Raw genomic sequence first — 14,336 nt, 5'->3', positions numbered from 1 at the left:
TCGCAACAGGCGATCACTCAAATGTTGCGACGAGCCCAGCGCAGAGCTGCGTGGGCGTCTGCCAGCCGAGGGTCCTGCGGGGGCGGTCGTTGAGTTCGGCCGCGAGGTAGGAGAGGTCCTCGGCGCTGTAGACCGCGAGGTCGGTGCCCTTCGGGAAATACTGGCGCAGCAGGCCGTTCGTGTTCTCGTTGGAGCCGCTGTCAGGGACTCGCGGGCTCGCAAAGGTAGACCAGGATGCAAGCGGCGCAGGTGAACTCGTTGTGCCGCTCCATCTCGCTTCCCTGATCCCAGGTCAGCGAGCGGGCGAGGCCGGCCGACAGGCCGGCGAAGGTGTGCATGAGGGCGTCACAGACGTGCTCGGCGGTGCGGCCGTCGAGCAGGTGCAAGAGCTTGACGTAGCGGGTGGTGCGGTCGCACAGGGTGCCCATGACCGAGCGGCTGCCCTGGCCGACGATGAGGTCGCCTTCCCCATGCCCCGCGACCAGGCGGCCGTCGACCTTGGCCGGGCGCTGGCTGACCGGCGTGCCGGGGTATATGAACCGAGTGGTGCGCTGGTCGGCGCGGCCCCTGCGGCGTCGGGCACGGCGGCCAGTGCGCAGCACGCCAGGCGTGCGTTCCAGGCCGCCGCAGTGCGGCAGGTGGATCGCCTGGTAGATGGTCTCGTGGGCCAGGTGGCGGTCGGGCTCGTCCGGGAAGGCGGAGCGCAGGACCTGGCTGATCTGCTCCGGGCTCCAGCGCCGGGTCGAGGTACTGCTGGACGAACTCCTTCAGCTCCGGATCGCGCCGTATCTTGCCTTCCTTCGAGCGGGCGCGGCGCACGGCGGCTCGCCGCAGGGCCTGGAACGGGTGGTACTTGCCGGTGCGCGGGTCGCGGTAGCGGCGCACCGCGCGGCTGATCGTGGCAGGTTCCCGGCCGTGCTCGCGGGCGACGGCGCGCAAGGACTTCCTGGCCCGCAGCAGGTCGGCGGTGACGATCCGCTCGTCCCCGACAGGAACCGCGGCGAGCCCGCAGCGGAGTCCCGCTCCTTGGTGATGGGCAGTCAGACGTGCTCACGGCCGGATCGGTCGACGACCTTCCGTCCGTACTGCCATCGGTTCCCCGCCCTGCGGTTGATGCCCACCTTCCGGCACGCGGCCGAGTTGCTCAATCCCTGAGCCATGAGCCGAAGATATTGGGCACGCTTGTCCGCCAACGGGGCAGGTCCACGCTTCGTACGGGTCCGCTGCGGCTTGGTCAATGCAACACCCCTCAGGGTCTGGCGTTGCGACCACCTCTAGAACCCAAACCCCAGGTGGGGCCGGTTTTCACTCCTGAAGTCAGGATGCGCCCCGGCTTCGGTGTCGAGCCGGATCACATGGCCAGACCGCCGTCGACAGGAAGGACGGCACCCGTGATGTACCCGGCCTCCTCGGATGCCAGGAAGGCGATCGCTGCGGCCATCTCCACTGGATCGGCGAACCGTCGCAGGGGAATGTCCTCGGTGACCTTCTTGCGCCGTTCCTCGGGTATGGAGGCGATCATCCGCGTCTCCGCGTTCGGAGACACCGCATTGGCAGTTACGCCGAAGCCCGCCAGCTCCTTGGCGACCGTCTTCGTGAAGCCGATGATGCCGGCTTTCGCGGTAGCGTAGTTGGCCTGACCGACGGCGCCGTGGAGACCGGTGTAGGAGGTGATGTTGACGATTCGGCCGTAGCCGGCCGCTCGGAAGTGCGGGATGGCGGCTCGCGTCATCCGGAAGGTGCCCCCGGCGTGGACAGCCAGGACCGCTTCCCAGTCCGCGTCGGTGAGCTTCCACACGACCCGGTCGCGGAGGATGCCGGCGTTGTTCACGACGATGTCGACCTGTCCGGTCACCTGCACGACGTGGTCGATCGCAGCGTGCGCATCCGTGGTGCTGCTGACGTCACCCACGATGGCCGTCCCTCCGATCTCCTCGGCGGCATCGTGCACCTCGGAGGCGTCAGGGTCCATCAGGAAGACGTCGGCCCCGCTGTCGGCGAAGGACCGAGCCACCTCCTTGCCGATGCCTCGAGCCGACCCGGTCACGACGACCGAGCGGCCGTTGAAGTCGAAGTGTAGGTTTCCCATGTGTCAGCCGTCCTATGGTTGATCGATGTGCGGCTCCATGGCCGTGGTGGCGGGGAGTCCGCCGACGAGAGCCCGGAGGGCGCTCGCCGGCACGGTCGTGACGTCGCGCAGCAGCCACGATGACGCGGGAGCGTCCGTGCAGCCTCATCTCAGAAGGCATCGAGGGGCAGATCGCGACAGAGCGACTCACGACTGGCGGCGAGGTCGAGCCAGGCCTTGGCTCGGGGCAGTTCGTAGGAGAAGAAGTAGCGCGCTGCGGCGAGACGTCCCGCACTCTCGGGATGAGAGCTCACGAGTGCTGCAGCGGCCAGGTCGAGGTGCACCCAAGCGAGGACCACGTGCCCGAAGCCCTGCAGGTACGGCGTGGCATTGGCCAGCGCGTCGGCGGGATCGCCGGTCGACCAGGCCTGCTTGGTTGTCTGAACGACCAGGCGCCATGCCTGCAGGAGCTGATTGGCGAGGTCGTCCAGGCCGCGTGCCCGCGCCGTGTCGGCGGTGGTCTCCACCCGTGAGCCGAGAAGGTCGAGACCTGCGCCGCCCGCCATACGCACCTTCCGACCCAGCAGGTCCAGGCCGTGGATCCCGTGCGTGCCCTCGTGGATCATGTTGATCCGTTGGTCGCGCCAGTAGAGCTCGACGGGGTAGTCCTTGGTGTATCCCGCACCTCCCAAGACCTGGATCGCGAGGCTGTTCCCCTCGAGGCACCACTCACTGGGCCAGCTCTTGACGACGGGCGTCAGGATCTCCAGCAGGAGCAGCGCGTCCTTGGCCTGCTCGGGTGAACCGGTCTGCTGCTCGTCGAGCAGACGCGCCGCCTGGAGCGCCAGCGCGACGCCGCCTTCGGCGTACGCCTTCTGCGCCAGCAGCATCCGCTTGACGTCGGCGTGCTCGATGATGGGCACCTGCGGCTGGGACGCGTCCTTGCCGCGTGGGCCTGCGTGACGTCCCTGTCGGCGATGGCGGGCGTAGTCGAGAGACACCGCATAGCCGGCGAGGCCGATCGCCGCCGCCGAGAGGCCGATCTCGGTGCGGGCGGCGTTCATCATGTGGAACATCTGGCGCAGACCGTCACCGACCTCGCCCACGAGGTGACCGACCGCTCCGCGTGCCCCGCGAGGTTGGTAGGTGCCGTCACCAAGCGCAAGGGCCGTGTTGGGTACGCCGGTCTGACCGAGCTTGTGGTTGAGGCTGATGAGGCTGATGTCGTTGCGCTCGCCGAGCGAGCCGTCCGACGCAGGCAGGAACTTGGGCATGATGAAGAGCGAGATGCCTCGCGTGCTGGGGTCGACGACACCGTCGGCGTCGGGCACCTTGGCCAGCACCAGGTGCACGATGTTCTCGGTGAGGTCGTGTTCCGCGGCGCTGATCCACATCTTGTTCCCGGTGATGCGGTAGCGAGGCCCGAGCGGGTCGCTCCCGAAGTCCGGGCCGTCAGGCACGGCCTTGGTGGATATGTCGGACAGGGAAGATCCCGCATGCGACTCCGAAAGGCACATCGTGCCGGCCCACCTCCCGGTGAGCTGGGGCAGCGCGAAGACTCGCTTCTGCTCCTCGCTCCCGTGCTCCAGGATCAGGGAGGCGTTGGCGTCGGTCAGCAAGGTGGGACCCAGGTGCGGGCCTGACGCGGCGAAGATGACCCGTGTCGCCATGTCGACGGTCTTGGGCAGCTGCATGCCGCCATAGGCCTCGTCATGGCTGGCTCCGAGGAATCCGAAGCCGTTGTACGCGCCCCACGCGGCGTGGCTCTCCTTCGGCAGCTTCACGCCGCCATCTCGCATGACCGGCGGCTGCTCGTCGCTGGTGCGGTTCGCCGGCTCGAAGTAGTCGGCAGCGATCTGTGACGCCGCACGAAGTACCTCGTCGCAGGATTCACGTGTGTGCTCGGCGAAACGCTCCCGCTCCAGGAGACGCGGCACGTCCAACCACTCGTGCAGGAGGAAGTCCAGGGTGGGTAGCAGCTTGCGCTGCAGGACGGTGTGCGTCATCGAGCTCTCCTATGCGCCGCGCCGCGACGCCTGGTGTCGCAGCTCGTTCTTGGCGAGGGCGTTGAGGTGGACCTCATCGGGACCGTCCGCGAACCGCATCGTGCGCACGTGCGCGTAGTCGTAGGCGAGGGGGAAGTCCTGCGAGAGCCCACCGGCGCCGTGGACCTGGATGGCTCGGTCGAGGATGGTCTGGACCGTGGTCGGGGTGGCGATCTTGATGGCCTGGATCTCGGCGTGCGCCCCCTTGTTGCCGACCGTGTCCATCAGCCAGGCAGTCTTCAGCACCAAGAGCCGCAGCTGCTCGACTGCGACTCGCGCCTCAGCGATCCAGGTCCGGACGACCCCTTGGTCAGCGAGCCGGCGCCCGAACGCTTCTCGGTTCGCCGCCCGCGCAGCCATCAGCTCGATAGCCCGTTCTGCGATGCCGATCAATCGCATGCAGTGGTGGATGCGGCCCGGGCCGAGGCGGGCTTGAGCGATGGCAAAGCCATCACCTTCTCCAGCGATCAGGTTGCCCACCGGCACCCGTACGTCTTCAAGCTCGATCTCGGCATGGCCACCGTGCTGGTGGTCGTCGTACCCCAACACGTGCATGCCGCGCTTGATCACTACTCCCGGTCGATCACGTTCGACGAGGATCATCGACTGCTGGCGGTGTCGGGGCGCCTCCGGGTCGGTCTTCCCCATGACGATGAAGATCTTGGCGTTGGGATTCATGGCGCCGGTGATCCACCACTTGCGGCCGCTGACGACGTACTCGTCACCGTCCCGCACGATGCTTGTCGAGATGTTGTTGGCGTCGGAGGAGGCGATCGCCGGTTCGGTCATCGCGAAGGACGATCGGATCTCGCCTTCCAGGAGAGGTGCAAGCCACTTCGCCTTCTGCTCCTCGGTGCCGAAGAGAGTCAGCACCTCCATGTTGCCCGTGTCTGGTGCGGAGCAGTTGAGCGCGGGAGGCGCGAGATGGATGCTGCGACCGGTGATCTCCGCCAGGGGCGCGTACTGGAGGTTTGTCAGCCCGCCGCCCTGCCACCCGGGGAGGGCGAAGTTCCACAGGCCGTGACGCCTGGCCTGGGCGCGAACCTCGGCCACGACGGGGGCCGAGTCCCAGGCCCAGCGGTTGTCCATTTCGGAGAGCTGTTCCTGGAGGACGGTCTCATAGGGGTAGATGTGCGAGTCCATGAACTCGAGCAGCCGCTCGCGCAGCTCAAGCGCGGTGCTGTCGAATCTGAAATCCATCAGATGTGCTCCTTCAGGGACGTGAGGCCGAGGGCGATGGCCATCTCGGGTGTGTCGGCGAGGCGGGAGAAGCCCGGGCCGACGGTCTTTCGTAGGTGGCGAGCGCGAACGCCCTTGAGGGCGCCTGCGAGCTTGAGGGCCGCGAGAGCGAAGTAGAAGCCGAACCCCACGAGGTCGTGCCCCGAGACCGCACTGGCGGAGTCGGTGAACGACTCGTTGCCGGCCTGCTCGCCGAGCCGCTTGTAACCGACCAATAGCGCGAGGTCGGTCAGTGGGTCGCACAGCGTCGACATCTCTCAGTCGACGGCGGCGGCTGCGTCGTCGCCCAGGGCGTTGCCGAGCTTGTAGTCGCCGTGCACGATCGCGGTTCGGCTGGGGGCAGCGCCGTCGTCTCCAATCGGTGGTGGAGGTCGTCCAAGCCACTGAGCTCGCCAGTCTTGACCGCCTTCAACTGCTGACGCCAGCGACGCACCTGGCGGGCAAGGAAGCCAGTGGGTCGGCCGAAGGCGGTCACGCCGACCTCCGCGGGGTCCGCGTGATGCAGGGCAACAAGGGCGTCCCGACATCACGCGGTGCTCGCGACCCACGTCGTGCGTGGTGGCGAGGACCTCGCCCACCGTCGGACGACGCACCACGTAGAGGCGGTCATCGATCCGTACCTCGTAGGTGTACTTCGACTTGCCACCCGTCAGGTGTCGCGCCGTCCACTCCTTCCCGATGAAATCGGGTCCTTGGTGCGACAACCACGCCCGCAGCCGGGCCAGGTCGAGACCTCGAGGTGACGTGGCCATCAGTTCGGCTCCTCGGGTACGAGGTAGCCCAGCGTCTCTGCCACGCACAGTGGCTTTCCCTCGTCTCGGCCCTCAACGACCACCTGCAGCTTCAGCAGGAATGCCGCTCCTGACGGCTCGACAGACTCGAGCCGGACCCGTGCCCTGATGTCGCACGGGATCCTCGCCGGTGCGGGGAAGCGCACACGGTCGAGCCCGTAGTTGATTTCCATGGCGATGCCGGTCGTCTCGAACACCTGCCAACACAGATGTGGGACGAGGGCCAGCAAGAGGTACCCGTGTGCCACCGTGGTGCCGAAGGGCCCGTCCTGGGCTCGCTCGCGATCGACATGGATCCACTGGTGGTCCTCGGTCGCGTCCGCGAAGGCGTCAACTCGTGCCTGCTCGAGCGGATACCACTCAGAGGTGCCGAGGTCCTGACCGATGGCTGCGCGCAGCGCGTCGATCCCGTTGACGGTCTGCATGTGAGGTACCTCGCGGTTGCTGGAGTGATGGTCGGGAGACGTGCGGTCGTCGTGGCCAGTGCCGGTGCTCGTGAAAAAGTCGTCACGTTGACGGTGAGCGCGCGACAGCTGCTGCTGCGACTGGTTCATCCCAGTGAGCCAACTGTCGCGGCCGGCGGCTCGACCAACCGCGTAGTCCTGCACCTGTGGGTGGGCAGGATCAGGAAGCGCTCGTCCTGGAGTGCCGCCCAGACGTCATCTGCCAGGGCGTCAGGTTCCAGCGCATCGTCGTGGCTCAGCGTCTCTTTGAACCGTGCCCGCTGCGGTCCAGCATCCCGGTGCGGACTCCTTGCGGGCACAGCGACTACACGAAGATCCCAAGGTGCCTGTAGGCGGCCCACCATTCGGCGAAGGCCACCGCGCCGTTCTCGGTGACGGAGTACGCCGGGGCATCGAGCATGGTCAGGAGTCCGGCAGGGGACACCGTGATGACGAAGCGGGCCACCACCCCTCGAGGCCCAGTCCGGGACGGGCAGGCGAGCCGCCCGGACGTGGACCATGACGTTCACCTTCCACGACGTCGCCCACTCGTCCTCGCCGGTGCCCAGGCCGTGCCCCTGGTCGCCCCAGGCGTTGCCGAAACACACGTCGATGTCACCTGGGCGGGCTCGAGCGGTGGCGTGCAGCTCCGGGACACCCGCCGGCGAGGTGGCGTCGACCGGCACCGCCAGGCCAGGACACTGCTGCGCCACCTGTGCGTCGGCGTCGGTGTCGTTGACTACGACGTCGCCCCGGACCCGGGAGAGTCTGCGTGCGATGGCTCGCCCGATCCCGGGCGACGGCAGGTGGTGCATGGCGTCATCCTGGACGCGCAGGATCTACCCCCGGCCCGGCTCGAGGAGGAAGTCGGCCCAATCGGGGGATGCCCTGCTCACCCCTACACCCGACTGAATGGGGTGGCACGGAGCTGTGTTCCGGATGGCGCCGATGACGCATGACTTGCAGCCGTGGTGTCGCCCGAACTGCCAAGGAGCGTGCGGCCTCGTCCAATCCGTCTTCCGTCCGGGCCCCGGCGCCCATGTGGCAGATGACGATCGACCTGGACGACGCGGACTTGGACGCGGGGGACCGTGTGCCGGCCGCGGCTTGCTTCCGCCACCTGGAGGGGGCGCCTTGATGTAACTCGATCAGCACCCGACGGCCGCCGACCACACCGTCGACGAGCTGGCGTACGTACCGGCTGTGAGCCCGGGACGACAGGGTCCCGCACGCCGGACACGCGGCCTGCTCCCCACCTGTCCGGGCCCGGACGATCACCAACTCGCCTTCAGACACGGCGTTTTCTACCTCGACACCATCGATCTGGTGGAACCACAGGTCCTTGAGGAGCACATCACCCACGGCCGTTCATGATCGCGGTTCCGGTGCCCCTCCGTGGCCCTTGCACTGAAAGTGATCCAGTAACCCAAGGTCAGCCGCCGCCGACACCACTTCCACGTCCAGCGCCGGGTCGAGACGCCCCTTCGTACGTGGTCGAGCAGACCGAGGTCAACTCTCTGTTCGTGGTGTGGCGGGAGACGCTTGGGCTGAGGTTCCCCTCCTACTGTGGAGACCGTGGCCCGAGGGATAATTGAGCGTGACGGCATCCAGGAAGCGCATCTACGACGCTGAGTTCCGCGAGGGAGCGGTACGGATCGAGGCGGAGACCGGGAAGCCGATTTCGGAAGTGGCTGAGGATCTGGGTATCCACTCGGGGACCATGTACAGCTGGGTGTCGCGGGCGCGGCGCCACGGGTCGCCGTTGTCGGATCGGCCGGTGACCGAGCCATCTCCCGGCGGTCGGCCACGCGAGAGTGAGCGGGCGGAGTCGGAGCGGCTGCGCGCCGAGGCCAGGGAGAAGGACAAACGCATCCGCGAGCTGGAGATGGGCCGCGGAGGCGATGATCTCCTGGTCGATGACCGCGCTCATGACCCGCCGCCCAGCCGCACGGCGCTGAACCGGCCGTCCGGCTGCCTGACCGGCCAGTACCTTCGCGACGCCGTGCGGCACACGGACCCGCAACGCCACTTACGCGACCGTCGTCGGCTGCTTGCACACCGCGACGATGTGCCGTCGTTCGAAGGCCAGCGTCTCGTCGGGCGCCGACGGCCACGACCAGCGTCTCCAGTTGAAGGTTCGCCCGGAGTGGCTCGGACCGGCCGCGGGTGATGATGGACGGCCGGACGAAGGCCGCGTCTTTAACCGGTGCTACGCCCCTGGGGAGTTCTCCCCGCTCGGCCACCCGCCGGGCCTTGGCCCGCACCCGCTCCACCCGGCGGCTGAGGTCTCCCAGCCCAACCCCGCGAACGTCCCTCACGACGAGTCCTTTACGGCGTTCCGCGCTCGCTTCGAGGAGGCGTGCACCGCATTGACCCGCTCGCTCGACCGCGCCGGCTCGGCCGTGGTCTTCTCCGGAGGAACTCGGGGTCAGATCGGCACTAACGGCTGCGGTTCATCTGTGCCGCGGTGAACATCGGAGCGACGACGGTGGCAGTGGGCCGTCGAGGAGCCTCTCTGATCAGCTGCAATGAGCACGGACACCTCGTCCGAGCGAGCCTCAGCTATCGCTGACGAGGGAGATCTCTTCCCGGACGATCCCCCAGCTGGGCGGGATACGCGCCAGGCAGCGCACGCGCGCGGAGGCAGCCAGTTGACTGATGAGGGGGCCAGTCAGCCCCCTCACTGACGGACCTATGGAGGAACGACGTGCTGCTCAGAGACGAAGCACCGGTCATCGTCATAGGCGCGGGACTTGCGGGGCTCACGGCCGCGCGGCGCCTCCACGACGCCGGAACTTCTGTCGTCGTGCTCGAGGCGGCCTCTGTGGTGGGTGGTCGCACGCTCACCTCCTCAGCGGGATGGTCGGGGAGTCAGTACGCCAACTTCGGCGGAGAGCTGATCGACAGTAGCTACCGCGCTCTGCGGGCTCTTTGCGACGAGCTAAGCGTCGAGCTAGCCGCCCCTCAGGTCTACAGCCGTGTTGCGGAGGGCGATCTGAGCCCGATGGAGGGCTACCTCCGGGTCGCGCGCTTCGTCGTTGACGGGCATCTCCTGGACAGGCAGGAGGCAGCTCGCGCGGGGGATGAGCTCCGCGCTGCGGCTCGCGCCACACCACCGGCACACCACGAGATCGTCGAGCAGTGGATCCGTCGCGCTCGGCTGTCCACCATCACAGCGGGAGTTGTCAGGGCGCTGGCCCGGTTCTTCACGCAGCTCGATCCCTGGGACTGCGACGTGCACTTCGTCTTCGGTGCCCACAGCGGCAGCTTCCAGCGCATTCACGGAGGCACCCAGCAACTGGCGTTCGCGCTCGCCGCGGGGCTCGACGTGAGGTGCGGCAAGCAGGTCGTCCGAGCCCTGCGCGGAGGCACGGTGCGGGTCGTCACAGCCGACGGAGAGGAGTTCGAAGGCAGTCGACTGGTGTGCGCCGTGGGGCCGTTCGTGGTCAACAACATAGGGTTCGACCCTCCGCTGTCCGAGGCCAAAGTGATGGCCACCACGTCCATGTTGCCTGCGATGGCAGGCAAGGTGATGGCTCAATACGCCGAGGGAGACCTCGTCCGCTCGGCCTTCGGTTCCCTCGTGTGCACCGACGGAGATATCGACGTGGCGTGGGTCAGCGTGACGGAGCAGGACGGCTCGCCCGCGATCGTCACCTCCTTCTTCGCGGGAGCAGGACGAGGCCCCATGGCGGACCCCGGCACGGCGCTTGCCCAGCTGGACGACCTGGTGGAGCAGGCCGTTGGCCACCGTGTCGACCGGCTGCACAGCGACATCAAGGACTGGTGGGCAGATCCGCTGCAACTCGGTGTCACCATCGCGCCTCCCGAGAATGCGCGCAGCCAGATCAGCGCGGTCGTCAGCGCAGTGGAGCACAAGACGCACTTCGTCGGCGATTATACGGATGCGCCCATGGCCGGGACGCTCGAGGGCGCGGTCCGGTCGGGCCTGCGCGCTGCCGAGGAGATCCTGCGGCAGCAGCCCACCTACCACACGGACTTCATCACGGAAAGGCTGTCGCGAGCATGGGCACAGTGATCATCGGCGCGGGGATCGCGGGCCTCTTCACCGCGCGTCGGCTCCACGATGCAGGGGAGGACGTAGTGGTGCTGGAGGCGACTCAGCACATCGGCGGACGCACCCGCGGGGACCGGGAGAGCCTGCTGCACGGCGCCGTGGCGGACCTCGGTGCGTCGTTCCTCGACCGCGGGCAGGACCGCCTGCTCGCGTTCTGCCTGGAGCAGGGACTCGCGCTGTCGCCTGAGATCCGGATGTTTCCCAAGGGGCCTTCGGAGAAGTACAGCGGAGCCTCCATCATGCTCGGCAACTTGGTGCTTCGTGGCCGCGCAGTGTCCGAGGAACGTCGGGCCGAGCTGGCGGTAGAGGTGCAGAGCGCACTCGACGCGGCGCCTCCCACTCCGGCCGAGACCATCGCCGCGTGGGGGGCCAGAGTGGGCTTGTCCGACGACGCCTACCGGGCGTACGTCGCCCAGGCCGGCTTCAACCCCGTCCACCGGGAGACCCTCACCTCTTCGTGGCACGTCCACCCAGGCGACATCGGCCGCCTGTGCTGGGTGCTGGCCGACAGCACGGACGCCATCGCGCATGCCGCAGCGCGCGGGCTGGATGTGCGTGTGGACCAGCCCGTCCGTCTTATCTCGCGGGTGGGACGGTCCTACCGGGTGGTGACCGACAACGACGAGCTGGTGGCCGACGACGTCGTGGTGACGTCGTCGGTGACTGCCACGCGTTGTATCGGCTTCGATCCGGTGCTGCCGGCGTGGAAGACCGAGGCGCTCCTAGGTACCCCGATGTCCCAGGGCGGCAAGATCATCGGGCAGTACGAGGATGGCTCTCGCATCTTGGACGGTGTGGGTCCCAGCACGATGACGGATAGCCCGATCAGCATGTTCTGGTTGCGGAGGACTGCACACGACTTGGTCACCGTGCTTGGAGTGATGCCTGACACAGGTGACGGTCTGCTTGACGACCAGAGCGGGGCGCTCGACGTGCTGGACCGCCAGATCGCCGCGATGACGGGCACGACACCGCGTCGCCTCGCCGGCGTGGTGTACAACTGGACCAGGCAGGAGTTCTTCGGCGGTGTCGTGAGCCTCGGGACGGGGGGTGCCGCACGGCGAGCAGCACTGGCAGCGTCCATCGGCGGGCTGCATTTCGCGGGTGAGGCGACCAGTGACCACTGGACGACCGCCATGGAGGGCGCAGCCCTGTCGGGCGAGCGTGCGGCGGACACGATCCTGCTCAAGCGACGCGCGAGGCAGAACTCAGCACTGCCTCGCCCCAGCGTGTCTCTCCAGGGGAGCTGATTGCGTTGCCGGCCGAAGAAGGGGTGCCCGGACGGCTCGACAGGCTCTCCCAGGCGACGCTCGGGAGCCACGTGGCCGTCCTCGAGCGGGCTTCCCGCTCGCGTTCCACCGATCCTCTGCTCGTCCTGGCTGACCGGACGTACTCCTGTGCGGACGTGCTCGCCCATTCCTCCAGAGTCGCCTCTCTCCTCGTCAGCGTCGGGGTCCAGCGTGGAGACAGAGTGGTGATCATCCTGCCCACCGTGCCCGAGTCGGTTTGGGCTTGGCTCGGGACGAACATCTGCGGCGGCATCGACGCACCGTTGTCTCCCGACGTGTCGGGGGTCATGCTCGACTACTACCTCCAGGACCTGGAGCCTCGCGCTGTCGTCGGCACGCGAGAGGCACTGGAGAGGGTGGCTCGCTCTGCCTTCGTCCCGGACTTCGCCGTGGTAGTGGGTGCCTGGGACGGCTCACCGTGGGCGGGACCCAGGGTGCAACACGTCCACATCGATGACGACAATGCCGGCACGTCCCCGCACCAGCGTCCTGAGGAAGGCAGTCCCAGCGACGACGAGGTAGCCACGATCCTGTACACGTCGGGGACGACCGGCCCGTCCAAGGGCGTCATGCTGTCGCGCGGGTACTACACCGAGATGGCAGTCAGCCACCTCCGCGCGGTTCCTCTGGCGCGCGGCGCCAAGGCCTACTGCGCTCAGCCGCTGCACCACGTAGATGCAAGATCAATGGTGGTCGACTGCCTCGTCGCCCAGGCGACTCTCGTCCTGGCCGAGCGCTTCAGCGCCAGTGGCTTCTGGGCCGACGTGGAGCGCCACGACGTCGACGTCTTCTACTTCATCGGGACGATGCTCCACCTGATCCACCTCCAGCCGGACCGTGAGTCGGAGCAGACCATGCGGCGCCGGATCGGAATAGGGTCAGCGGTACCTGCGGCGATCCACGCGTCGTTCCAAAAGCGCTTCAACGTCGCGCTCGTCGAGGGCTACGGGATGACTGAGGCGCCCTTCATGACAAGCCAGACCTTGGAATGCTCCAGTCCTGGCAACGTGGGCCACCCGCTGGACTCGATCGAGGCTCGGCTCGTGGACCACCAGGACCAGGATGTCAGGGGGCACCAGGTCGGTGAGCTGGTCATCCGGCCGAAGCGTCCGCACGTCATGATGCTGGGTTACTGGAGGAAGCCTGAGGCCACTGAAGCGTCGATGCGCGATGGCTGGTTCCACACCGGCGACCTCATGCGTCGCAGAGAGGACGGCTCGCTCGTGTACGTCGGGCGGCGCAAGGACTCCATCCGGCGACGTGGCGAGAACGTCAGCGCTTGGGAGGTCGAGCAGATCGCCCTGCGCCACCCGTCCGTCTGTGAAGCGGCAGCGTTCGGTGTTCCCTCTCCACTCGGTGAGGAGGACGTCGCCATGCTTCTCGTCCCCGCCGAGGATCAGGTGATCGATGTCGAGCAGCTCCACAGGCACCTGGGGGAGCACCTGCCCCGGTTCGCCGTCCCCAGGTTCCTGGAGGTAGTCGACTCGCTGCCCAAAACACCGTCAGAACGGGTGGCGAAGGGCGCGGTGCGGGAAAGAGGCCTGACGTCGCGCGCCTTCGATGCCCAGATCCGTCGGGGCTGAACCTGGGGCGCCGGCTCACAAGGCGGGTGGCGTGCTCACCATGCGCACCGCGAGGTCGGTGTAGAGGGCGCACACGGCGTCCTGGCTGAGTGATCGGTTCGCCCGGAACCACGTGAAGACGTACTCGCACATCGTGCTGATGGCGAAGGCGGTCACCCTCACGTCTGCGAATTCGAACACGCCTGCTTCTCGCCCTGAGGTCAAGATCCCCCGCAGCAGGTCGATGTAGGGGGCCCCCAGCTTCAGCATCTCCTGCCGGAGTTCCTGGGGCAGGGACGAAATCAGCGTGGAGTAGCTGAAGTTCCGCGTCTCCGCCTCTCGGATCTGTTGGCGCACGAATGCATCGACGTACTCGCGCAGGCGCTGACGAGGCTCCTGGGACCGCACGGCCTTCTCGACCTCGGCATAGCCCTCGCGAACGTCTCGCTCCAGGACGGCGAAGAGGATGTCGATCTTCGATGGAAAGTGCCAGTACAGCGCAGCGGCGGTCATCCCGGTGGACTTCGCGATGCTGCTGACCGAGGTCCCCTCGTAGCCACCTTCAATGAAGAGCGCCGCTGCGGCATCGAGTATCCGCTCGGCCGAGTCATCCTGCAGCACGGTGCGCCCAGGTGCTGGAGTCGGCGTCATGGTCAGACCATACACGCTGGAATGCCCCTCCCAGTGCCTTGTCGCCGAGGCCGACGCTTTTTCGCCGGGCGCGAGCGGTTGCTGCATGACGCACTAGGGGGCGTGTGCCTGCTCGGGGGCATCGAGCACGAGCAGGCTGCGACCAGGGCGCGTCTGGGTCTTGTCTCCTT

The 14,336-nt window shown here is 67.5% G+C and carries 12 protein-coding genes and 2 pseudogenes; 4 read left to right on the top strand and 10 right to left on the bottom strand.

Features of this window, described 5'->3' with window-relative positions; all coding sequences use genetic code 11:
* Window positions 1-13: 13 nt before the first annotated feature.
* The 9 genes and pseudogenes from FNH08_RS54325 to FNH08_RS53445 all read right to left on the bottom strand — a co-directional run.
* Window positions 14-1,238 (bottom strand): annotated as a pseudogene (locus FNH08_RS54325) (IS30 family transposase).
* Between the two features lie 113 nt (window positions 1,239-1,351).
* Window positions 1,352-2,089 (bottom strand): SDR family oxidoreductase, encoded by a 738-nt coding sequence (locus FNH08_RS04125; RefSeq protein ID WP_152769856.1) that lies wholly within the window; start codon window positions 2,087-2,089, stop codon window positions 1,352-1,354.
* Between the two features lie 149 nt (window positions 2,090-2,238).
* Window positions 2,239-4,074, bottom strand: coding sequence for an acyl-CoA dehydrogenase (locus FNH08_RS04120; RefSeq protein WP_152769855.1), 1,836 nt, complete (start codon window positions 4,072-4,074; stop codon window positions 2,239-2,241).
* Window positions 4,075-4,083: 9 nt separating this feature from the next.
* Complete coding sequence (locus FNH08_RS04115) at window positions 4,084-5,313, bottom strand: acyl-CoA dehydrogenase family protein (RefSeq protein WP_152769854.1); 1,230 nt, start codon at window positions 5,311-5,313, stop codon at window positions 4,084-4,086.
* Window positions 5,313-5,606, bottom strand: coding sequence for a hypothetical protein (locus tag FNH08_RS51570; protein ID WP_228033869.1), 294 nt, complete (start codon window positions 5,604-5,606; stop codon window positions 5,313-5,315). Before FNH08_RS51570 ends, FNH08_RS04115 begins: the two co-directional genes overlap by 1 nt.
* On the bottom strand, window positions 5,582-5,827 hold the full coding sequence (locus tag FNH08_RS53905; protein WP_407704331.1) for a hypothetical protein: 246 nt from the start codon (window positions 5,825-5,827) through the stop codon (window positions 5,582-5,584). Before FNH08_RS53905 ends, FNH08_RS51570 begins: the two co-directional genes overlap by 25 nt.
* A 276-nt stretch (window positions 5,828-6,103) precedes the next feature.
* Window positions 6,104-6,697, bottom strand: coding sequence for a MaoC family dehydratase (locus FNH08_RS04105; protein ID WP_322723629.1), 594 nt, complete (start codon window positions 6,695-6,697; stop codon window positions 6,104-6,106).
* A 214-nt stretch (window positions 6,698-6,911) separates the two neighbouring features.
* Window positions 6,912-7,052, bottom strand: a complete 141-nt coding sequence (locus FNH08_RS53450; RefSeq protein ID WP_322723649.1) for a hypothetical protein — start codon at window positions 7,050-7,052, stop codon at window positions 6,912-6,914.
* Between the two features lie 55 nt (window positions 7,053-7,107).
* Window positions 7,108-7,401 (bottom strand): annotated as a pseudogene (locus FNH08_RS53445) (SDR family oxidoreductase); the annotation flags it as partial.
* Between the two features lie 782 nt (window positions 7,402-8,183).
* Here FNH08_RS53445 and FNH08_RS51565 point away from each other — a divergent pair.
* The 4 genes from FNH08_RS51565 (at window position 8,184) to FNH08_RS04075 (ending at window position 13,536) form a co-directional block, all read left to right on the top strand.
* On the top strand, window positions 8,184-8,756 hold the full coding sequence (locus FNH08_RS51565; RefSeq protein ID WP_322723643.1) for a transposase: 573 nt from the start codon (window positions 8,184-8,186) through the stop codon (window positions 8,754-8,756).
* Between the two features lie 537 nt (window positions 8,757-9,293).
* A complete protein-coding gene (locus FNH08_RS04085; RefSeq protein ID WP_194238358.1) occupies window positions 9,294-10,625 on the top strand; it encodes a flavin monoamine oxidase family protein in 1,332 nt (443 codons plus the stop codon).
* Window positions 10,622-11,914 carry a flavin monoamine oxidase family protein gene (locus FNH08_RS04080; RefSeq protein ID WP_194238357.1) on the top strand — a complete coding sequence of 431 codons (1,293 nt, stop codon included), beginning with the start codon at window positions 10,622-10,624 and terminating at the stop codon, window positions 11,912-11,914. The genes FNH08_RS04085 and FNH08_RS04080 overlap by 4 nt, the downstream gene beginning before the upstream one ends.
* A gap of 71 nt (window positions 11,915-11,985) precedes the next feature.
* Window positions 11,986-13,536 carry an AMP-binding protein gene (locus tag FNH08_RS04075; protein WP_152769851.1) on the top strand — a complete coding sequence of 517 codons (1,551 nt, stop codon included), beginning with the start codon at window positions 11,986-11,988 and terminating at the stop codon, window positions 13,534-13,536.
* A 15-nt stretch (window positions 13,537-13,551) separates the two neighbouring features.
* Here FNH08_RS04075 and FNH08_RS04070 read toward each other — a convergent pair whose 3' ends face one another.
* Window positions 13,552-14,253 (bottom strand): TetR/AcrR family transcriptional regulator, encoded by a 702-nt coding sequence (locus tag FNH08_RS04070; protein WP_152769850.1) that lies wholly within the window; start codon window positions 14,251-14,253, stop codon window positions 13,552-13,554.
* Window positions 14,254-14,336 lie beyond the last annotated feature (83 nt).

The organism is Streptomyces spongiae (assembly GCF_009377185.1).
GTDB classification, from domain to species: domain Bacteria; phylum Actinomycetota; class Actinomycetes; order Streptomycetales; family Streptomycetaceae; genus Streptomyces; species Streptomyces spongiae.
This window is presented reverse-complemented; position numbering and strand designations above follow the sequence as displayed.